Genomic DNA, 19,403 nt, shown 5'->3' on the forward strand with positions numbered 1-19,403 from the left:
CTCGGCCTGTCGCGTAGCGGAAGGTCGCCTGTTCCCGTGGGGCAGGGGGCCGGCTCGCATGGACTCGCTGGATACGCTGGACGCCTCATTCACGGAGGCGTTCATGCGACGAACGGCGTGTCTGTTGAAGGCGTGTGTCCTGCTGATGCTCGGGTGTGGTGGCGTGGAAGAGCGCGTGCTCACGGCACCAGATGAGGGCTCCTCGGCGGAGACTTCGGAGGCGGCGCTGGATTTGGGCCTCGTCCTCGTCACCTGTCCGGTGGGAACGAGTCAGGCCTCCTACTCGCCGGGGCTGAAGAACACGCCCCAGAATGTCACGGTGTCGGGTCAGGCGACCTTCAGCAACTGCGTGACGGTGCTGGGTGACCCGGTGACATCGGGCACCAGCAGCCTGACGTCGGGCGTGGTGCAGGGCTTTTCGTGCGGGGACCTGCTGCTGCCCAGGACGGTCACCCAGACGGTGACATGGAACACGGGGGAGTCCTCGACGATGGTCTTCACCCAGCTTCGCGTGGGCGTGCAAGGCACGCTGTCCGTCTTCACGCTGACGGGCACCGTACTCTCCGGGAAGTTCATCGACGCGACCGCGGTCCGGACCATCACCTATGTCACCTTGGACTTGGAGGATGGCTGCGCGTCCCCCGAAGGGCTCACCTCGCTCTCTGGCCTCACGACGCTCACCCTGACGAAGCTGCTCTGAATCCGCTGGGCGCGTGAGGCGGTGTCGTGGTGGCGCGCTCATGGCCTCACGACGCCGCACTCGCGCGCGGCTGTGTCCGTTCCGACAGGCCGGGCGTGGACGTTGGTGTCCGACATTTCCCGTGCGAGGTGCGGCACACCGCCCCGTGCTCGCGGGGAGGTGTGAGCGTCTCCCAGCGTCCCTTGTCGTATTTCGCGGATGGGCGTGTGCGCGGTGGCTCCCTATCTCGGCAACGGAAGCGTTATCGGGAGCGGCAATGCGCAGAAGTCTGTCGGCGGCGGTGGTGGTCCTTCTTTCCGCACTCGCCCTCACCTCGACCTTTGATGTGTCGGCGGAGAGTGGCGAGGAGGGGCACGAGCCCCGGGAGCCCGGGGCGGCTGTGGCCCCGCCGCGCTCCGACAGTCCGGGGCCCGTCGTCGTCACCTGTCCTGTCGGCATCACCCAGGCGTCGTACCTGCCGGGGCTCAGCGAGGTGACGAAGGACGTGACGGTGGCGGGGGCCACGACGTTGAGCAACTGTGTGACCATCCCCGCGTCCTCGGTGGTGTCCGCGCGCCTGCCGCTCGACTCGAGCCTGCTCGCGGGCTACTCGTGCGCGGACCTGCTGACGCCGCGCACGGTGCGCCAGGTGGTGACGTGGAACACGGGTGAGACGTCCACGCTGGTGTTCAGTCAGTCGCGGGAGCTGGCGCAGGGGCCGCTGACGGTCTTCACGCTGACGGGCACCGTGGAGTCGGGCGCCTTCGCGGAGGCCACGGCCATCTGGACGGTGACGTATCTCAACTCGGACATCGAGAAGGGTTGTGCGTCGCCGGGCGGGCTCATCTGGCTGAGCGGGCCGTCCACGCTCGAGCTCATCCGCACGATGACGTGAGTCGTTGGACGAATCAGGAGGGTGCTCATGCGTGCGACGTCATGGGGTGTGAGGGGGCTCGTGCTCGTCGGGCTCTGTGGGCCGCTGGCCTGTGGGGACGGAGGAGGACGCCAGGGCCGTGGGACGCTGGAGGGACAGGAGTCCGGAGGCATGACGATTGAGCGGCCTCCGGAGAAGGTGCTCATCACCTGTCCCATCGGACACGGCGAGGCGAAGTACGGAACGGGGGTGAAGGTGTCGCCTCGGGACAGCGCGGTGTCGTTCCAGGCGACGGTGAGCAACTGCGTGACGGTGCTCGGCTCGGCGGTGACGTCGGCGACGCTGGGCTCGGAGGCACCGAGCCTGGTGCGAGGCATCTCCTGCGCGGACCTGGCGAGAGCGGGCGCAGGACGGCAGGTGGTGACGTGGAACACGACGGAGACGTCCACGGTGCTGATGAGCCAGTCGCACGTCTCCGTGCAGGACGCGACGACGCTCGTCACGCAGACGGGGAAGGTGCTGTCCGGGAAGTTCCAGGGCGCCACGGCGGTGCGGACCACCACGTTCCTGAGCACGGACATCGACAATGGCTGTCGCTCCGATGAAGGCCTGACGTTCCTGAAGGGGCCGGCGACCTTCAGCGTGACGTACCCCTGAGGCCTCCTGCTGCGCGCGGTGGGTGATGCATTGCATGATGGCTCCAGCCCGCTGCCCGAGCGAGGAGCCGCATGTCCGACCCCCGTGAGTTCCAGAGCAGGCCCCTCGACAGGTTCCTGGAGAAGCGCCCGCCGCTGGACTGTCTGGGGCAGTGGGATGAGACCGTGCATGACGCGTTCCTGTTGAGCGGTCGGCTCGACACGCCCGCGGAGAAGGCATGGCTGAAGGAGACGTTCCTCGCCCTGCGCCAGCGGGCCTGCGCGGACCTGGTGGCGTTCCACGACGAGCTGATGGTGACGCCGTATGGAGGGACGGAGGTGGTGTGCCCGGAGGGGTACTCGCCGTGGCGGGTGGAGTTTGGCCTGTCGCTGTTCCCGAAGCGGGAGCAGGGCTTCGCGCGCTTCGAGTGCGTCGTGGAGTTCAGCCTGTACGAGACGTGTCCCGATGCCTTTCGCGTGCTCGAGGTGTTGCCGGAGGCCGGCGCACAGGTGAAGGCGTGCGCGGAGCAGCGGGGCTCGCTCCAGCTCGAATCGTTGCGCCAGGCGCGGCTCGTGCTGCCGATGCCCAAGGCGCGGCGGGCGGCGGAGGTCGCGGTGGAGTTCTATGGGAAGCCGGGCCCGCGGCCCTCTCTCCACGACGCGGTCCGCACGTGTGTGAAGGCGGAGGCGCTCGGAGACACGGCGGCATGCTGGCGGCTGGACTCGTCCGCACCGAGCCGCGTACCTGGCGCGGAGAGCCACTCGCTCGCTGTCGTCCTCGCCGTCAGACCGGACGCCCCGGCCATCCAGGCAGCCGGGAGCCTGCTGGCCTACAGCCAGGAGAACTGGCTGGACGCCGTCGTGGGGGACCACTGGCGGAAGTTCCTGAGCTCCGTGCGCGAGTTCCAGGGGAGCGGCGCGCCCGCGGAGGCCTATGGCGAGTGGATGGACATCCTCGTGCCGCCCTCGACGGGAGCTCGAGTCGCGGCGGAGTGATGGGCTGAGCTCGTCCCTGATGACGCGGACCATCGGCTGATGACAGCCGTCATCAGGGTGCGCTGCGCTGGCGTCATCCGAGGGCCCGCGCCTCTTTGGAAAATCCATGGGTTGTCTGTCTCTCGCCTCATCGCGGGAGCTGGCACACGCGCTGCTATGGGGTCCTGGGTCGCATCAATCCGCCTCCCATCCCCCGAGGGTCTCGTCATGAGCATCGCTCCCCTGCACAACGCCGCCACGCCTGTCTCCCGTCCCAGCGCCTCGCCTCTTCGCAGCGGCGGCGTGGAGTCCTCCTCCTTCAGTCCGTCGGTGGGCTCGGGCGTGAAGCTGGCTCCCGGCCTGGCCGCGCTCCAGCAGGACGGCTTCGACCTGGGCAGTGGGGGGAAGGCGCATCTGGGCAAGCTGCTGGAGAGCACCCTGTCGGTGATGAACACGCTCGTGCAGGTGATGTCGCAGATCGCCGAGAAGGGCGGCGTGCAGGCGCCCCAAGGTTCCAAGGGCACGTCCCAGGGGTCGTGCTTCGGTGACAGTGGCTTCTCTCCGCAGGCGTCCTCGGGACGGCCTCCCCTGGACCTGAATCCCAGCCCGGTGGCTCCCAGCGCGGCGGCGAGCCCCAGCGCGGCGGCGAGCCCTGGTGCCGCGCCGAGCGTCGAGGGCGGGAAGAAGCTGGGTGGCAACCTGCCTCCGGGCCTGGAGAAGCTGCGGAGCACCATCGAGTCCGCGGCGGCCAAGACGGGCGTGCCCGCCGAGATGCTGGCGGCGCAAATCTGGCAGGAGTCGCGTGGCAACCTGGATGCCATCTCCACCAACGGCGGCAATGGCCTGACGGACACCGGCCTGATGCAGGTGAACCCCAACACCTTCAAGGAGCTGCAGGCGAAGCACCCCGAGCTGGAGGGGAAGAACCTCTCCGACCCGGAGACCAACATCCTCGCGGGCGCCTGCTACATGAAGGACATGAAGGAGCAGTTCGGAGGTTGGGACCTGGCGTTGCGCGCCTACAACTCCGGGCCGAACGGCGTGGACCGCAACAACGCGAACGCGATTCCCGCGGGCACCGGCGACGCGACCTACGTGACGAAGGTGAAGGACTTCATGAACACCCTCTCCACGGGCGAAGGCACGCTTCCGGCGTGAGCGGCTCCCGCCCACCATTCCACGCACCCCTGACACGCGAGAATGACAGGGGTGCGCTCGCGACTTTCCCCCGGGATTCTCGTTCATCGGGTGTGCGGCTTGAGTGACATCGGATTTCACCTGTCAATCGGCTGCATCTACTCAGCGTGAACCAGGGACACGCCTGGTCGACCGCCCTGGCGCGGTCGTCTGCAACGGGAGAACGACGGAATGAAGTCCATCAATGGATGGTGGGGTGCGGTGCTTGTCTCGGGGCTCATCGGCTGTGGGCAGGAGGCGCACGAGCCCGCGCCGGAGCAGGCGGAGATTCGTGCCGCCGAGCAGGAGGCGCGCTTCCTCACGCCGCCTGCGGGCTGTACGGAAGTCACCGTGGGTGAGCTGTTCAACGGCATCGAGTTGACGCCGGTGCAGTACGAGCGGCAGCCGACGTTCCGTGGCGACCTCTCGAACATCGGAGGTGCGCAGCGGGACGAGGTGCGCATCCGCCTGGACATGAACACGCAGCCGGGGCTGTACGACTTGTCGCAGGGCGGGGCGAACACCTTCACGTGTGAGCAGTGCGTCTTCGGCTACCAGGACATGGGCACGACGGCGCAGAAGCTGTTCGTCGCCGATTCGGGCGCGCTGCTGCTCGCGCTGCAGGTGTCGCCGCAGCAGACGGTGGGGGCGCTGTCGAACGTGGTGCTGCGCGAGTCGGTGCTCGCGACGCCCACCTCGGGCCCGTACACGGGTTCGTCCGTGGTGTCGGGTGGCGAGTGCCGGTGGATTCGCTTCGCGACGTGGAACACGGTGCGTCCGGGCGGGTGTGATCCGCGCGAGGGTTCGCTGACGTCGAACCTGCCGGAAACGGCGTGTGTCGCGGATGACTACGCGGCGACGGACGGCACGTTGCAGCGCGCGCTGGGGACGAAGACGCAGGGCGAGGTTTGCACGGCGACGCCCGCGGAGAGCGAGTACGCGTTGACGACGACGGACTGCGAGCAGGGCTTCGCGTGTACGGACCTGCTCAGCGACAACGCGCAGTGCCTGAAGACGTGTGACTTCATGGCGCCGAACCCGGGGTGCCCCACGGGCACGGTGTGTGGTGTGTACGGCCTGTGCATCGAGCAGTCGGTGCTGGAGCCGATTGGCTTCGCGTTCGATACGGCGCTGATTGGCGAGGCGTGCACGTCCTCTTCCTTCACCGAGTTCTGTGGTGTGGAGGGTGCGCGTGGCACCTGCTTCGACGCGGATGGCGCGGCGGGCCCGGCGGTGGCGACGTGCCACCGCTATGCGCGCGCTCGCTCCGAGTGCGGAGCGGGCGAGGAGCTGGGCTACATCTACTACCCGCTGTCGGGTGGCGGTGGAGACCGGGGCTACGGCTTCTGCTACTTCGACGGTCGCTGAGGTCGGGTGACCTCTCCCCGTCCGGCATGTCGTCCGGGCGGGGAGGGCGCATCGTGCGTCACGGGTGCGGAGGCTACACCTCCGTGAACTTCACTCCTGTGGCCTTCATGCGCTCCAGGGCGGTCTTGATCTCCTCCGAGACGATGAGGGCGCCCGTCCAACCCTCGGGCCTGAGCACTCTGGCGTTCTCTACTCGTGTCTTGTCGATGCGCAAATCTCGCACAGAAGCGTAGTGCCCCACCTTCTCGGGCACTCCATCTTCATGCATCCACAACTGGATGCGGGAGGACTTCTCGTCGATGCAACGGATGAGATGGGTTGCTACCAGCAAGAGGTACTGGTCCGGGTGACCATCGATGTCCACGGGGATGAGTTGCACGTCTCCGGGAGCCAGCTCCGTGAAGAGGGCCGCCACCTTGACGTGGACGACCGGGATGCGCAGCCCTGCCTCCGTGAAGTCCAACGGTTGGCCTGGCTCTTCGATGGGGATTTTCAGGCGCCCCTTCACCTGGACGGGAGTGCCCTGCCTGAATCGGTCCGGGTCGCGCACCTCGCGGCCCTTGTTGTCGGCGGGCGTATCCAGATGCCAGCGTCCAGGTACCTGGACATCGTCGTGCAATTCGAAGAAGCGCCGGGACATGGGCGGGAATCTAGGGTGTGGCTCTTCGGGTGACGAGCAGGTTCAGCTCCGTGCCGCGTGTGGCGATTTCCCTGGCCAATCGTCTGAGTGCTGATTGCAGGGACGCACGATATCGAATCCCCTGGGCCCCTTGAGGTCCATTGCCAAGGCTTGCAAGGCGGATCAGAAGATCCCATCCGTCACCCAGCCCCCATCAGCAGTTCCCCGCGCTCCATGCGCTCCTAATCGCCACTCTTCAGTAGATCTTCCATCCTTCCTGGCTTCATTCAGGAAGGCAGGACTAGACGCCGTGTTGGAGTAGGCCGGCCCGCTGTGATTGCCATGTCAGTCTCGTGTGAGTATGGCCTCAAGGAACGCGAACTCGACAGGCTTGACTGTATTTCCCAATACATCAAAAGCAAGCGGACAAAGAGGGCCCCTGCGTTCTCGACCAACGCGCAACTGTTCTGAAGCCCAAGTCCGAAACGCCGGATCACTCCGCATGGAGGGTGCGAGAAGCTTAGTCAAAACAATCAATGTATACGGCTCGGTGATTGTCCTGAGCTCATTGAAAACGACTTCCCGACAGTGACGGTCCGATTCAAGACGGGCCCGCACTGCTGCAATTCCATCCAGCGCTACTCCGAAGTAGTTTCGTTTAAGCTTTTCCGGATAACGCATGAGGTACTTGCTCATGAGATCTGCGTCTGCCTTGGATGCAAACAACCAAGCAGCGAATGGCTCGGCGGAATCGATCAGCGTTGAAAGCGTTGCCACAGCCGCAGCGATCGGCGGCGAATCAGGCCATCCGCGACACAGGGCTATCAGGCCAGCATCGCCAATCATTAGGGACTTGGCGATAGCAAGCATCGCTTGTCCGACAGATTCATCTCCATGGAAATGGTCGGCGAGATAAGAAGTCATAGCATAATAGGCCGTTCTTTCTGTAGTCATCATGGAGTTGTGGCGGCCGGGCAGATAGTGCTGAAGGCGTGCGATGAACAGATCTCGCAACATCGCGCTGTGGCCATGTAATGCAATGAGTGCCCGCACATGCTCCACCATCACCGGCGCTCTCGTTCTGACTGCGTCTTCGAATACCTGGGTTTGGCTAAGCGCGTGAGCGATTTTCCCGGCCTTCGCAAGTTCGCTAGCAATCACGGGTGAGTGGTCGAATCGTGTCCATATGTCCGGCATAGCTGCGGCCAAGGATGCCCAATGCTCTACAACGGTAGCCACAAACGCCCAGTTGTGGTGTCCATCGGAGTGCGTGGTTAACTGCAGCGGTCTTCCATCCTCGCGCTGCTCAGCCACGAGGTCAGCCCGGCCTAGCTCCAGTAAGCCAGCGACGGCCGCTTGCTGTCGCTTCGCTCCGTCAATGTAGGAACTGCTCGTGAGTTCAAGGCGAAAAACCGTAGCCATCTCAGGCACATGGCGTCCAGCTCGGAAACAGGCTCGCGCACATGCCCGCGCAGCAATCGTGCGCGCTTCGCCGTTGGGCTCGTGTTTGAATTCCGTCATGAGCGCAACTGCTGACGGTACCCCTCTCCGCGCTAATGGTTCCGTGGCACGGGCGAATTCGAGTCGGAGATCCTCATGCAGCACCTGCAGAGTGCGGTCAAGAAGGGGACGTATTTCAGGATCGCTTCCATAAGACTCATACAAGGCAGATAGTGACATGTCCTCCGTGTAGAGGGTTGATTTTGCTAATTGTTGTACTGTCGGGTTCTCCGGCCAAATCCTTAGCAGGCTTCGGTGCCCAAGCCGCCAATAATGTCCTCTTTCGTCGTTCTCAAGCTTTGCCTGGACGGTTGCCCAAAGATCCGGTGCATCACGCCCTTCTCTATCCACGAGCATCGTCAGAGCAGAGAGTGAGGCGTGAATATTGCTGCCGTGCAGAGCCTCTCGGAGCATCAGGCCAAGTTCCTTCGGTTCACGGACGACCTCGGCTAGCCACTGGATCGCTTCTGAGCGCCGCTGCGGGTCGTGCATATACGCGGCAAGCACAGATTGAAGGTCGGCATCGTCAGGTGCCGACATCTGTAAAAGTGTGGAGATGATCCATCCTGGCATAGATGAACCGCGTCGCAGCCAGTCCAGCAGGGCCAGTCGGCATTTTGATGTGCCGCCGAGCTGGGCAATTAATGAGACTCTCATTGGCGAATAGTGAGTCGGAGCGTTTTTGTCCAACCACGCTTCTGCAGCTGGCACCACAAGTGGATGTTTGGCGAACCCCTTCAGCAGAGCCTCTCGAGAATCGGTGAAGTCCAGTCTGTCATGGTCGCTGCTGTCTAAGCTCAGTTGGGTCGCCACCATTCGGGCAACATCATCGTCGCCTGGACACCCCTGAAGAAGATAGCCAACGGCTGGATTCACAGCCCAAGACCCAGGATGCCGAACGCCGCGAATGCGGTCCAAAGCAGCATGTTTAAGCTCTGGGTCGCAGGGCCAACCGGTAGCTAGTGCTGTAACGGCCTCTTCCTCCCAAGGCCAAAGCCACTGGCCCTCGAGACAGAAGTCCCTCAATCCATCGCGGACTTCGGACGAACGATCTCCGCGATTGAAGCGCGTCAGCAATGCAACGCATCGAAGTTCCCGCGCTGGTGCCTTACTGGCAGTTTCCACGAGGGCAGGCAAAGCCGCGTGTGTAGGCCAGCCTGTAGCAAGAGCATGCAGGGCGGCAGCCATCAACTCTGGCTCAGCAGGCTCTCTTAGGATTAACAAGAAATTGTCGGCCAGCTCTGGCGATCTTTCGGAGAATGTTGCCAAAGCCTCGGCGATCGCACGATAATCGTAGCGGCTGTCGCAGTTATGCAGCGCAATCAACAGATCTGAAGCCGTTTCAGTGGTGGGGCGCTTTGCCGCTTCTTTGGGAACCTCGTGCAGCCACCGAAGCCGCCCTGGAAACCATCGTGCCGCACGGGAGGCCACCAATGTCCCGACCTTTTCGGACTGTAAGCCAACTGCTACTTCCTGCACCAATGCAAGGCGCAGAGGCATCCATCGCCCACATTCGAGCCATGTGAACACCTGGGAGACTATTTCGCGTGCTTTGTTTCGCGAACAATTAGTGTCGGCGACGGCGACACGCGCGAGCAGGACTTGTTGTCCAGATTCTCCGAGGCAGTTTGCTACTGGCTTACGGAGTTCCTCGATCAGAAGGTCGACGTCATCCTGTCGATCAAGCAACTGGAGCAGTGTCAAAGTCACCTCGTGCCATGGCCCTTTATGGCCAGTCTCCGCGCAGTACCTCTTCACCGTGTTGAGCGAAAGCCTGGAGAGGTATTTGGCAGCGAGATACTCTTGGAAAATTCGGTGTAGTAGACCGACGTGGTTTTCTTGCGGAGGGACAAGCACACCGAATTCATGCTGCCCGAAATCCACTACGCGGGTCGCCCACTCCTCCGCTTCACTGACGGGAAGCTCTAGATCGATGTGAAAATAGTCGCGCAACAATTGTGCCGCGCGGTCATTTGGGAGCACGAGGGAATTCGGCTCTTGGTGAATCCGATATGCGAGATATTCAATGCCGCGACGTATGCGAGGCGAGCGGGCGAGCGATTGGTCTCCACGTTGCATTGCTGCTTGCGCACGTCGGAGTGGCTGTTCCTCAAGTAGCGCCTTCACAAGTTCTTCAAGGGCTGCCAGTCGACTGTGCGGCAGGACTCTTCCCAATAGCCGGAGATAAATCATGACTGACAGCAGGAGTGGAACTCCGCCCAATTCTGAAAGTTCTGGGTCTTCGGACAACTCATCTGCAAATTCAGCCGCGTCCCTAGTAACAGCCTGTTCTAATGCAACCACATCTAGGGACGCCTCAGTTTCATGAAAGTGCTTGAACCACCATGTCGCGAATTCCCGCTGTTGACTAGGTGCGAGGGGCAGTAGATTTGCACGCTTCCATTCAAGGCCGAAGTCGCTAATTCGCTCGAACCCCAATGGTCTTCCAGCCGCGACTAAAGGTAGGCGACGTGTTTGCGCGTAGGCAGTTAGCGCAGTGAGTGCCGTAACGGCCGCCTCGCGATTCTGCCACTCGTCGAGGCCATCTACGAGGAGGAGCAGACGTTCATCTGTTAGCATTTCCTCGAGTAGGGCCAGAACGTTGCTCTTGGCGCCAAGCACCTTCAGCCATGCGTTGAGTGCGCTCTCTATCGAGGCGAAGCTGTTCTCCGCAAAATGCCGAGTGAGAAAAGCAAAAGGCAGAAGTAATGGCAGTCGCTGACCCCATGCCTTCGCGACGGCGGGAAGCCTTGCTATGTCGCTCAAGAGGGAATGAGTTAGTACGCGCAAGGCAGCACTTTTCCCGTAGCCTGCGCCGCCAAGCAGGAGAAAACGGTCGCTCATTGCCAATCCAGCCGACAAGGGTACTTTTGTCCGAACCTCCCGCCGGCGAAAGGCGTTCGAAAATGATGCATCACCGCTTGGGTGAGGGGTCGGCGCTTGGCGGTTTTCGACAATGAATTCGATCAACTCAACGTCTGGCTCGACATAGCGCTCGAACACGGGCAGTCGCCTTACTGCACCGCGAAAGGCCGGCGCCGCCGCAGGGATGCCGCCATCGACGATCTGGAAGTGTGTAGTGTAAAGGACTTGGAGAAACCGACGAGCATTGAGTCTCTGTTCGCGGCTGAGTTTCCGTCCGGCAAGGGCAGTTGCGGCCTCATGCCCGTTGAACGCCTCGACCCAAGGTCGACCGAAGAAGTCGTCAACTAAATCAGGATGTTCCTTTAGTATGTCTGATAGGCTGTTGCGATCCAATGGCTCGAAAGTAATATTGGATGCGTTGCATCGAACGCGTTGCCTCTCGACCTCTTCGGCGAGTTCGCTCCTGTTGAGACTCGCCGAGACTGCAAGCTTGAAAACCTTGCTGCGCTTGGCCCAGTCTCCATCGAGAAACTTCGTGACGGCTGCTGCGAGTTCAGTGGCTGTGAATTCCTGATATCGCTTGCACTGCCAGGTCTCGTAGCTTCCGGTTGTGCGCCGCACATACAAATCAATCCCTTCTTGCGCTTGACCGCGTTCACCATAAATGCGCCCGTCCTCGACGTCACCACCCCGGTGTGCGAGGCGAAAGCAAAGTCGCTCAAAGATTTCCCAAGGAAGACTTCCGAAAGGTAGCGTTTGCTCACGCGTTACAGTTGGCGGTGTGGCGGCTGGCGCATCGATGTCAAGCCATAGAGATGCTATTTCCATATCGCACTTGCCCTTTCTTTGGCCGTGATCTTACCAGAAGCGTTTGGGCAGTCATCCTCTTCATCTGCCGAGTGCACGACTCGGGCGGTCCTGTCAGATGAACTCGCGCACGCGACGAATTGCGATCAGCGTGCCCTCGATGCAGGGCGTCGCCTGGAGCCTATCGTTATACGAGAGGAGCAGTCGCTCGTCCCATCGTCCGAAGCGGATCTTCAGTCCGATGGCGAGGGTTGAAGGGGTCCGGGCATTGACGGCTTGTACGAAGAACAGCCATGGCGGCCCTTCGAGGTGGGCAATGCTCCAGGCGTAGCCAATAAGATGGGTGGCGCCGCTCGCGGCCATTGCGACTGTCGGCTTCCGATGTGCCCACTCGCAGGTGCCCGAGCGGAAAACCTACGTCATTTCCGAGGACGCGAGCGGAGTCGGGTCTGACGTCGGGAGCGGAACCGGCGGGTCTGGGGCGGAAGCGTACTGCAACGAAATTCAGAAGCAGTGCTTCATGGCCTGCTGGACTCGCAAGCCCAGTGTTTCAAGCATCAAGAAGGGCTCTGGCATGCACCATGAGCACTGCACCAAGACATGCCGTGAAGAGTTCACCCGGTGCATCGAGGCGCAAGCGGAACTGGAGAAACAAGATTCGCGGAAGACGGAGCTGCACTTCCCCACCGTGGTTGCCGCGTTGGAGTGGCTCAGGGAGCACAAGGCGGAGGTGGCGGTTGGAACCATCGTCATCGTCGCGGGCGTGATTGCCGCTCCCTACGTCGTTGCCATCGCAGCGGGTGGCGCGTTGGTTCTTGCTCCACTGTGAACGAGTGGCGGATATCAGGTGACGCTATGGCACGGACACCCGGTCGCGATTTGGAAGACATGCTCCTTGCGCTGAACCCCTTCATCGAGGGCCAGTCGGAAGGCTCGAAGGAGAAGGCGGCGCTTGAGCTTGCGCAGGCCGCGCTGCTCTACATCCGGGACCGTGGACAGGAAGCCGACTTCGCCACGTATTACGCGCGATTCTCCGATACGTCCTTCACGGTCGAGGTCTCCCACGATTTCGCGACGCGAGAAGCAGCGGACCAGTGGCTCGCCAGCGGGGTGGCCCGGGACTCCGAACGTGTGAGGATTGCTGGCAAGGGCTTCATGGTCGTTGAAGCGCAAGGACGGTGGCTGTTCATGGTCGCGCCTCTTCCTGATGAGTTGAAGACGGACCCCGAACAGGCCAGGTAGGTGCCCCACTACCGCGCCGGCGGGTACTTCTGGAGCTTTCGCTGGAGCGAGCGGCGGTGGATGCCGAGCTTGCGCGAGGCCTCGGAGATATTTCCCGCGCAGTCCGCGAGCACGCGATGGATGTGCTCCCACTCCGCGCGCGCCAGCGAGGGTGCTTCAAACGTCTCCGGCGCCGCCAGCGATGGCTCACCCGAACCTCGCGCGAAGGCCGCGAGGATGTCGTCCACGTCCGCCGGCTTGGGCAGGTAGTTCACCGCCCCCAATCGAATCGCATCCACCGTCGTCGAGATGCTCCCGTAACCCGTGAGGACGATGGCCTTCGTGGACGCGTCCACCGCCAGCAGGTCCTTCACCACTTCCAAGCCACTGCGTCCCGGCATGCGCAAGTCCACCACCGCGTACTCCGGTGACTCCCGCCGCGCCGCCGCCAGCGCCTGGTCGTAGTCACCCGCCGTGGTGACTTCCCACCCGCGCTCACGAAACGCCCGCGCCAGCCGCTCCCGCAGCGTCGCGTCGTCATCCACGAGCAACAGGCTCGGATGATGCCCATTACCGCCCACCGTGCTCACGACGCGACCTCCGTTGCGGGCGGTGCGCCGACAGGCAGCGCCAGGCTCGCCACCGTCCCCTGTCCAGGCGTGGACCGCAGCTCCAGCGAACCACCGAGCTGCTCCGCCAGCGTGCGCGCGAGAAACAGTCCCAACCCCATGCCCTCACCCGGCGCCTTCGTCGTGAAGAAAGGCTCGCCCGCCCGCGCCAGGATTTCCGCCGGCATCCCCGCCCCGCCATCGCGCACCTCCAGCCGCGCGCCTCCTCGCCCCGCCAACACCCGCAGCTCCACCGACCTCGAAGGCGGCGACGCTTGGAGCGCGTTCTTCACCAACCCCCGCACCACCCGCGCCAGCGCTCGCGGAGGCCCCTGCACCCGCCACGCGCTCAATTCCTCGGGCAGCTCCACCCGCACCCGCTCCACGCCCGACAGCTCCGACAGCGAGTCCTCCACCAACCGACCCAGCGGCATCGGATGGAAGGCCTCTCCCGTCGTCTGCCCCGCGTCCGCCGACATCTGCACCAGCACGTCGCGGCAGCGGTCCACCTGCTGCCGGATGAGCCGCAAATCCTCGCGCACCGCCTCGGACGTGCCCGCCACCGTCAGCGCCCGCTCCACTTCCTTCGACACCACCGCGATGGTCGACAGCGGCGTGGACAACTCATGCGCCGCGCCCGCCGCCAGCGTCGCCAGCGAGGCCACCTTCTCCCGCCTCGCATGCTGCGCGCGCGCCTGTGCCAGCTCCTGCTCGCGCTCCTCCAGCGCCCGCGTCACCCGCTGCACGAAGTACACGATGAAGCCCGCGGCCACCGCGAACGCCACCCACATTCCATTGATGTGCAGCCGCATCAGCGCCGCGTGGTCCGGCCGCGACAACCCCGGCACCAACACCACGTCCTGCAGCAGGAACAGCGAACCGAACGCCATCAACGTGAAGCCCAACAGGCTCCACATCCACCGCGCGGGCAACAGCACCGTCCCCAGCGCCACGTTCACCAGGTACAGCGTGGTGAAGGGATTGTGCGTGCCACCACTCAGCGCCAGCAGCCCCGTGAGCACCAGCGTGTCCCACAGCATCAACTTGCCGATGGTGCCCTCCGTCACCCGGGCCCGGCCCAGCCACGCTCGCACCGCGAGGTTCGTGGCGGCCTCCAGTCCCAGGAGCCCCGCCAGCACCGGCACCGGCAGCGCCAGCTCCAGCCCATACGCGGCCAGCGCGATGACCAGCGCCTGTCCCAGCAAGAGCCCCCAGCGCAGCCGCAGCAGCCACTCCAGGTTGATGCGGGCGCGAGAAGCGAGCTCAGTGGAGACAGGAGGCGTCATGGCACGACTGCGGACTGGAGCGAGGCGGAGCGGGCCACATTGCCCAGCAGGTCCACGTTGCGAGGCGACTCGCCCGGACCCACGCCATCCAGCCACGAATCCCACGCCAGTGTGAAGACCCGCGCCACTTTCGGCGCGTCTTCCGTCAACTCCAGCCCGTCCAGCACCACGTCCACCGACGAGCGGCCCCGCGTCTCCACCTCGAAGTCACGCTCCCCATCCGCCAGCGTGCCCCGGACGTGCAGGCTCAACCCCAGCATGTCCACCGGCACCGCGCCCTGTGACGCGGACGACAGCCCCTCCGCGTCCGAGTCCGCCGGCTCGAAGGTGAGCCGCGCCCGGCAGTAGCGCCCCGGCGGCGGACGCATCACGCCGAGCGACACCACCTCTCCATCCGTCGCCCCCAGCGCCACCACGTGCGGCGTGCCCAGCCGCAGCGCGTTCGACACCGAGTGCGCCCAGGCCGTCCCCACCGGGGACAGCTCGTTCCACAGCCGCCGCCAGCCCGTCGTCTCGCAGGGAATCAACTCCACGCTGCCCAGCGTGACGAGCGCCCCGAAGAGCGTGGCCCGCGCGCCCTCATCCGTGACGAGCGTGCGAGCCCCCGCCGCCTCCGGGACGCCTCGCGCCCGAGCGGTGGTGAGCCCCAGGGTCAGCTCCATCCCCTCGATTCGCTCACCGCCACCACAGCCGGCGAGACACAGCAACAGGGAGGGCAGGGCGAAGCGCTTCACGGCGACAGGCATGGCTCAGAGGTCATACGCGACGGACATCATCGCGATGGGAGTGGGCGCCACGCGTCCGTGGAGCCGGTTGAAGAAGGGAACCCGCACGCCCGCGGCCACGACGATATCCGTGCTGGGACTGAAGAGGACATCGGGCGACGCATAGCTGATGACGCCACCGCCGTTCTCCTCCTTCTCGCCGTCGATTTCCGCCGCCGCTTCCACCCGGCTGTCGAGCCCCAGCCGCACCGCCCACCGGGGCGCGGGCTGGTACTGCGCGGCCAGCGTCGCGCGCAGGGACGGCCCCGCGCGGAAGCCCAACATGCCGCGCGTGGGCAGGAAGCCCGTGGCGCTGACGAGGAAGGACCAGTCGCCCCGGAAGTGCTGGTAGGCCACGCCCGCCAGCGGGTCCACCGAGCCGCTCCCCAACTGCGTGTCCAAATCCAGCAGCGTTCCGTCCGCCGCGCGCAGCCGGGGCGCGGTGGGCAGCTTCACCCCGGCGAGCACGCTGAAGAGATGGTCCGCGGAGAACTCGCGGTCCTGGTACAGGAACGCCTTCGCGCTCACCTCCACGTCGCCCACGCCCCAGCCGCGCTCGCGCGCCAGGCTCACCGAGCGCACCTCGCGCGCCTGCAGGGGCAGGGTGGCCGACAGGAACAGCCAGGGCAGCGGCGCGTAGGCCACCGACACGTCCATGCGCGCCTCGCGCAGGCGCAGCGCGTCCACGCGCTCCTGTCCCACCGTATGGCCCCAGGCCCGCAGGGTGGTGGACAGTCGGAGCCGTCCGGAGAACGGCTGCTCGGTGCCCATCGACGTGAGCGTCGGGTCGCCACACGCACACGTGGCGCAGGCCCAGGCGGAGGACACGGGCACCAGCACGGCGCCGCAGAAAAGGAGGAGGGCGAGGGAGGCTTTCACGACGCAGAGGACGATACGCCCGGGGCCGCCACCGCCGCGTGTGGCGTGTTGTCGCAGTCCATCGGGGCGACCGGTGGCACGCGGCGCCACCCGTGGAGCGAACGGGGGAGCGGGCGCTGGCTGCCTCGCGGGAAGTCATGGGCAGGTTGAGAATGACTTCCACGCCCCGGCGTTGGTGGGAAACAGGAGGCCTTACATGGGAGTGCTCGCGCCGCTTGGTCGGCTGCTCTTTTCCGCCATCTTCATCACCAGCGGCTTGAATCACTTCATCCAGCTTGATGCGCTCACGGCGCACGCGCAGAGCTCCGGCATCCCCGAGCCGCGCCAGGCCGTGCTGCTGTCGGGCGTCGCGCTGGTGCTCGGAGGGCTGTCGGTGCTGCTGGGCGTGTTCGCTCGCCTGGGGGCCGCGGCCATCGCCATCTTCCTGGTGTGCGCGGCCTTCATGGTCCACCGCTTCTGGCTCATCGCGGACCCGGTGCAGGCGCAGGACCAGCTCATCCACTTCATGAAGAACCTCTCCATGGCCGGAGGCGCGCTCTTCATCGTGTACTTCGGCTCCGGCCCCTTCAGCCTGCGTCGCGGGGGCCGCAAGGAAGGGCTCCTCGGCGGCGGGCGGATTGGCACGCCGCTGAGGCCCTGAGGCACGGTGTGCTCAGCCCGCCGCGGCGATGGCTGTCGCGGCGGCGCGCAGGGTGAAGAAGGCGACTTCCGGCTCGCTGCCCCGGCGCAGGTACGGGCCGCCGAAGCCGAAGCCCAGCCCCCGATTCACATAGAGCTGGTTGCCGTTCACCTGGTAGTGCCCGCGGATGTAGGGCTGGCCCGCGCGACGGAACAGGCGTTCGGTGAGGCCCTGGACGATGAACTGGCCGCCGTGCGTGTGCCCGGAGAACTGCACCAGGTTGCCCTGGGCGGGCAGCTTGTCCACCGTGGGCGGCGTGTGCGCCAGCACCAGCCGCGTGCCGGACTCCGGCGCGCCGCGGAACGTCGCCTCCACGTCGTCGCGTCCGGTGCGCCCGTCATCCACGCCCAGCACCGTCACCGGAGCGCCGCGCAGGTGGACGACGCGGTGCTCGTTCTGGAGCACCGTGTAGCCCAGGTGCTCGAAGCACTGGCGCAGGTAGGGCGCGTCCACCCAGTGGTCATGGTTGCCCAGCACCACGAAGACGCGGCCCTTCAGCCCGGAGAGCACGTCGCGCACGCGCGGCAGCGGCTTGGGGCTGTGGGTGACGTAGTCGCCGGTGAGGAAGACCAGGTCGGGTGACTCCGCGTTGACGGCCTCCACCGCGCGGCGGATGCGCACCTCGGACGTGGCCTGTCCCACGTGGACGTCGGAGAGCTGCGCCACGCGCAGGCCGTCATGACACTGCGGCAGGTGCGGCAGGTGGAGCAGGTTCTCCGTGAGGGTGAAGTGGTCCCTCCACCGAAGGCGTCGCTCCGGGCGCAGCGGATCCGCTCCGCTCCAGGCCACCACCTCGTTGCGGCCCCCCTGCAGGGGCTCCAGGTGAGATCCACTGGACGAGGACGACGAGGGGCGGCGACGGGCCAGACGTCTCAAGCGCATGCGGTGCGGTTCCTTTTCCGGGCCGTGGGCGGCGAGCGCCCGATTCTATGAAGCCGGGGGAGGTGGGTTGAAGCAGGTGTCCCGCGCACGCCTGCCCTCCTTGCGACCAGCAGCGGGGTGAGGGGAAAACCCTCATGATTCTGGGAAGATTCCGGGAGGGCCTCGGGCCTTTCTTCCACCATTGGACACACTGTCGGGGGGCATGCGGTGACGGCGTCCTACGAGGTTGGTACACACGCTGAGACGATGAGCCCCCGGCTTGGGACGGCCCCCGACATGGGCCCGGAAGTGATGATGCCAGCCGGTGAATCCGCCCCTGAACGGCGGGAGGCTTCTTCCGAAGGCTTACGCCCCGTCGCCCTCTCCGAGCTGATGAGCACCATGCCCCTGGGCATGGCGGTGGTGGACCGGGAGCTGCGCTTCGTGGAGGTGAGCGAGGCGCTCGCCTCCCTCAACGGCCTGCCGCGCGAGGCCCACCTCGGTCGCCTCATGGACGAGGTGATGAACCCCCACTCGTCCCTGGGGGACACCGCCCGCCGGGTGCGCCGCGTGCTGGAGACGGGCGAGCCCCTGGACGGCGTGGAAATCATCCACCGCGAGCCCGGCATGGGCGTGGAGCGTACGCGCGTCTTCCGCGCCAGCTACCACCCGGTGCGCCGCGACGGCGAGGTCATCGCCGCGTGCATCTACGTGGAGGACCTGACGGAGCGCCGCCGCGTGGAGGCCCAGCGCGACGCGGGCGCGGCCCGGGAGCGCGCGGTGCGCGAGCAGGCCCTGCGCGAGACGCAAGAGGCCGTGCGCGCCCGCGACGAGTTCCTCAGCGTGGCCGCGCACGAACTGCGCACGCCGCTCACCAGCATGCGGCTGCACCTGCAGTTGCTCTTGCGTCAGGTGACGGGCGCGCAGCCCGCGCTGGGGCAGGAGCTGGCGCCGCGCGGTCAGGTGCTGGAGCGACAGCTGTCGCGGCTGGGCAGCCTGGTGAACACGCTCTTGGACGTGTCGCGGCTGGCGGCGGGCAAGCTGAGCCTGGAGCCGCGCGAGCTGGACCTGGTCCAGGTCGTCCGGCAGATGGTGGACGCGTTCTCCGAGGAGTTCGCGCGCGCGGGCTGCGAGCTGGCGGTGCACGTGTCCGGGACGCTGCCGGGCCAGTGGGACCCGCTGCGCGTGGAGCAGGTGCTGGTGAACCTCCTGTCCAACGCGGCCAAGTACGGCGCGGGGCGGCCGGTGGAAATCTCGCTGGTGGGCGAGGGCACCGTGGCGGTGCTGGCCGTGAAGGACCACGGCATCGGCATCTCCGAGGACGGCATGGCCCGCCTGTTCGGCAAGTTCGAGCGCGCCGTCTCCGAGCGCCACTACGGCGGCCTGGGCCTGGGCCTCTACATCACCCGGCAGATTGTGGAGGCCATGGGCGGCAGCATCACCGTGCGCTCCGCCCAGGGCCAGGGCTCCACCTTCATCCTCCGCCTGCCCACGCAGCCGCGCGCGCCGTCCGTCGGCATCCAGGCCGTGGTGGTGGGCGGCAGGGCGAAGTAACGAGGACGGGCGCCCCCTCCGATGCTCAGGAAGGAGGCGCCCGCCGTGTGTCG

At 65.5% G+C, this 19,403-nt stretch carries 18 protein-coding genes; 10 read left to right on the top strand and 8 right to left on the bottom strand.

The genetic code is table 11. The features are described 5' to 3' along the window. The first annotated feature begins 58 nt into the window (after positions 1-58). From HUA74_RS06825 to HUA74_RS06850, 6 genes are all read left to right on the top strand, one after another. A complete protein-coding gene (locus HUA74_RS06825; protein ID WP_174453885.1) occupies positions 59-700 on the top strand; it encodes a hypothetical protein in 642 nt (213 codons plus the stop codon). Positions 701-956: 256 nt separating this feature from the next. Beyond that, positions 957-1,574: a hypothetical protein gene (locus HUA74_RS06830; RefSeq protein WP_141643185.1), complete on the top strand. Its 618-nt coding sequence runs from the start codon at positions 957-959 to the stop codon at positions 1,572-1,574. 27 nt (positions 1,575-1,601) lie between these two features. Beyond that, positions 1,602-2,210: a hypothetical protein gene (locus HUA74_RS06835; RefSeq protein ID WP_141643184.1), complete on the top strand. Its 609-nt coding sequence runs from the start codon at positions 1,602-1,604 to the stop codon at positions 2,208-2,210. 71 nt (positions 2,211-2,281) lie between these two features. Beyond that, complete coding sequence (locus HUA74_RS06840; RefSeq protein WP_174453886.1) at positions 2,282-3,184, top strand: hypothetical protein; 903 nt, start codon at positions 2,282-2,284, stop codon at positions 3,182-3,184. Positions 3,185-3,391: 207 nt separating this feature from the next. After that, positions 3,392-4,321: a lytic transglycosylase domain-containing protein gene (locus tag HUA74_RS06845; RefSeq protein WP_174453887.1), complete on the top strand. Its 930-nt coding sequence runs from the start codon at positions 3,392-3,394 to the stop codon at positions 4,319-4,321. A 210-nt stretch (positions 4,322-4,531) separates the two neighbouring features. Then, a complete protein-coding gene (locus tag HUA74_RS06850) occupies positions 4,532-5,707 on the top strand; it encodes a hypothetical protein (protein WP_174453888.1) in 1,176 nt (391 codons plus the stop codon). A 73-nt stretch (positions 5,708-5,780) separates the two neighbouring features. Here HUA74_RS06850 and HUA74_RS06855 read toward each other — a convergent pair whose 3' ends face one another. The 3 genes from HUA74_RS06855 to HUA74_RS06865 all read right to left on the bottom strand — a co-directional run bounded on the left by HUA74_RS06855 (position 5,781) and on the right by HUA74_RS06865 (position 11,861). Further along, positions 5,781-6,347 carry an imm11 family protein gene (locus tag HUA74_RS06855; RefSeq protein WP_174453889.1) on the bottom strand — a complete coding sequence of 189 codons (567 nt, stop codon included), beginning with the start codon at positions 6,345-6,347 and terminating at the stop codon, positions 5,781-5,783. A 324-nt stretch (positions 6,348-6,671) separates the two neighbouring features. Further along, positions 6,672-11,519, bottom strand: a complete 4,848-nt coding sequence (locus tag HUA74_RS06860; protein ID WP_174453890.1) for an NACHT domain-containing NTPase — start codon at positions 11,517-11,519, stop codon at positions 6,672-6,674. A 93-nt stretch (positions 11,520-11,612) separates the two neighbouring features. Further along, a complete protein-coding gene (locus tag HUA74_RS06865; RefSeq protein ID WP_174453891.1) occupies positions 11,613-11,861 on the bottom strand; it encodes a hypothetical protein in 249 nt (82 codons plus the stop codon). A gap of 157 nt (positions 11,862-12,018) precedes the next feature. Here HUA74_RS06865 and HUA74_RS45135 point away from each other — a divergent pair, with 157 nt between their 5' ends. Then, entirely contained in the window at positions 12,019-12,327 is a 309-nt protein-coding gene (locus tag HUA74_RS45135; protein ID WP_217443410.1) for a hypothetical protein, read from the top strand. Between the two features lie 59 nt (positions 12,328-12,386). Then, positions 12,387-12,740, top strand: a complete 354-nt coding sequence (locus tag HUA74_RS06875; protein WP_254624958.1) for a hypothetical protein — start codon at positions 12,387-12,389, stop codon at positions 12,738-12,740. An 8-nt stretch (positions 12,741-12,748) separates the two neighbouring features. Here HUA74_RS06875 and HUA74_RS06880 read toward each other — a convergent pair whose 3' ends face one another. The 4 genes from HUA74_RS06880 to HUA74_RS06895 are packed head-to-tail and all read right to left on the bottom strand — an operon-like array spanning position 12,749 to position 16,256. Continuing rightward, the gene (locus tag HUA74_RS06880; RefSeq protein WP_174453893.1) at positions 12,749-13,309 is read right to left on the bottom strand and encodes a response regulator transcription factor; all 561 of its coding nucleotides are present in this window, start codon (positions 13,307-13,309) and stop codon (positions 12,749-12,751) included. Then, a complete protein-coding gene (locus HUA74_RS06885; protein ID WP_174453894.1) occupies positions 13,306-14,613 on the bottom strand; it encodes an ATP-binding protein in 1,308 nt (435 codons plus the stop codon). Before HUA74_RS06885 ends, HUA74_RS06880 begins: the two co-directional genes overlap by 4 nt. Next, a complete protein-coding gene (locus HUA74_RS06890; protein ID WP_174453895.1) occupies positions 14,610-15,359 on the bottom strand; it encodes a hypothetical protein in 750 nt (249 codons plus the stop codon). The genes HUA74_RS06885 and HUA74_RS06890 overlap by 4 nt, the downstream gene beginning before the upstream one ends. A gap of 3 nt (positions 15,360-15,362) precedes the next feature. Then, a complete protein-coding gene (locus tag HUA74_RS06895) occupies positions 15,363-16,256 on the bottom strand; it encodes a transporter (protein ID WP_371817203.1) in 894 nt (297 codons plus the stop codon). A 196-nt stretch (positions 16,257-16,452) separates the two neighbouring features. On the opposite strand from HUA74_RS06895, the gene HUA74_RS06900 reads away from it, so the two are divergent. Next, positions 16,453-16,896 (top strand): DoxX family protein, encoded by a 444-nt coding sequence (locus tag HUA74_RS06900; RefSeq protein ID WP_174453896.1) that lies wholly within the window; start codon positions 16,453-16,455, stop codon positions 16,894-16,896. A gap of 12 nt (positions 16,897-16,908) precedes the next feature. On the opposite strand, the gene HUA74_RS06905 is transcribed toward HUA74_RS06900, so the two are convergent. Continuing rightward, entirely contained in the window at positions 16,909-17,817 is a 909-nt protein-coding gene (locus HUA74_RS06905; RefSeq protein ID WP_174453897.1) for a metallophosphoesterase, read from the bottom strand. Positions 17,818-18,189: 372 nt separating this feature from the next. On the opposite strand from HUA74_RS06905, the gene HUA74_RS06910 reads away from it, so the two are divergent. After that, entirely contained in the window at positions 18,190-19,350 is a 1,161-nt protein-coding gene (locus HUA74_RS06910) for a HAMP domain-containing sensor histidine kinase (RefSeq protein ID WP_254614123.1), read from the top strand. Positions 19,351-19,403: the final 53 nt, after the last annotated feature.

Origin of the sequence: Myxococcus sp. CA051A, from assembly GCF_013336705.1 — a bacterium.
GTDB lineage: Bacteria > Myxococcota > Myxococcia > Myxococcales > Myxococcaceae > Myxococcus > Myxococcus llanfairpwllgwyngyllgogerychwyrndrobwllllantysiliogogogochensis.

What these genes read in the sequence shown, in the direction of transcription:
- HUA74_RS45135 (WP_217443410.1), top strand. Translation starts at nt 12,019, where the DNA reads ATGGCCTGCTGGACTCGCAAGCCCAGTGTTTCAAGCATCAAGAAGGGC.
- HUA74_RS06885 (WP_174453894.1), bottom strand. Translation starts at nt 14,613, where the DNA reads ATGACGCCTCCTGTCTCCACTGAGCTCGCTTCTCGCGCCCGCATCAAC.
- HUA74_RS06855 (WP_174453889.1), bottom strand. Translation starts at nt 6,347, where the DNA reads ATGTCCCGGCGCTTCTTCGAATTGCACGACGATGTCCAGGTACCTGGA.
- HUA74_RS06875 (WP_254624958.1), top strand. Translation starts at nt 12,387, where the DNA reads ATGCTCCTTGCGCTGAACCCCTTCATCGAGGGCCAGTCGGAAGGCTCG.
- HUA74_RS06890 (WP_174453895.1), bottom strand. Translation starts at nt 15,359, where the DNA reads ATGCCTGTCGCCGTGAAGCGCTTCGCCCTGCCCTCCCTGTTGCTGTGT.
- HUA74_RS06835 (WP_141643184.1), top strand. Translation starts at nt 1,602, where the DNA reads ATGCGTGCGACGTCATGGGGTGTGAGGGGGCTCGTGCTCGTCGGGCTC.
- HUA74_RS06860 (WP_174453890.1), bottom strand. Translation starts at nt 11,519, where the DNA reads ATGGAAATAGCATCTCTATGGCTTGACATCGATGCGCCAGCCGCCACA.
- HUA74_RS06850 (WP_174453888.1), top strand. Translation starts at nt 4,532, where the DNA reads ATGAAGTCCATCAATGGATGGTGGGGTGCGGTGCTTGTCTCGGGGCTC.
- HUA74_RS06865 (WP_174453891.1), bottom strand. Translation starts at nt 11,861, where the DNA reads ATGGCCGCGAGCGGCGCCACCCATCTTATTGGCTACGCCTGGAGCATT.
- HUA74_RS06900 (WP_174453896.1), top strand. Translation starts at nt 16,453, where the DNA reads ATGGGAGTGCTCGCGCCGCTTGGTCGGCTGCTCTTTTCCGCCATCTTC.
- HUA74_RS06905 (WP_174453897.1), bottom strand. Translation starts at nt 17,817, where the DNA reads ATGCGCTTGAGACGTCTGGCCCGTCGCCGCCCCTCGTCGTCCTCGTCC.
- HUA74_RS06825 (WP_174453885.1), top strand. Translation starts at nt 59, where the DNA reads ATGGACTCGCTGGATACGCTGGACGCCTCATTCACGGAGGCGTTCATG.
- HUA74_RS06910 (WP_254614123.1), top strand. Translation starts at nt 18,190, where the DNA reads ATGAGCACCATGCCCCTGGGCATGGCGGTGGTGGACCGGGAGCTGCGC.
- HUA74_RS06830 (WP_141643185.1), top strand. Translation starts at nt 957, where the DNA reads ATGCGCAGAAGTCTGTCGGCGGCGGTGGTGGTCCTTCTTTCCGCACTC.
- HUA74_RS06840 (WP_174453886.1), top strand. Translation starts at nt 2,282, where the DNA reads ATGTCCGACCCCCGTGAGTTCCAGAGCAGGCCCCTCGACAGGTTCCTG.
- HUA74_RS06845 (WP_174453887.1), top strand. Translation starts at nt 3,392, where the DNA reads ATGAGCATCGCTCCCCTGCACAACGCCGCCACGCCTGTCTCCCGTCCC.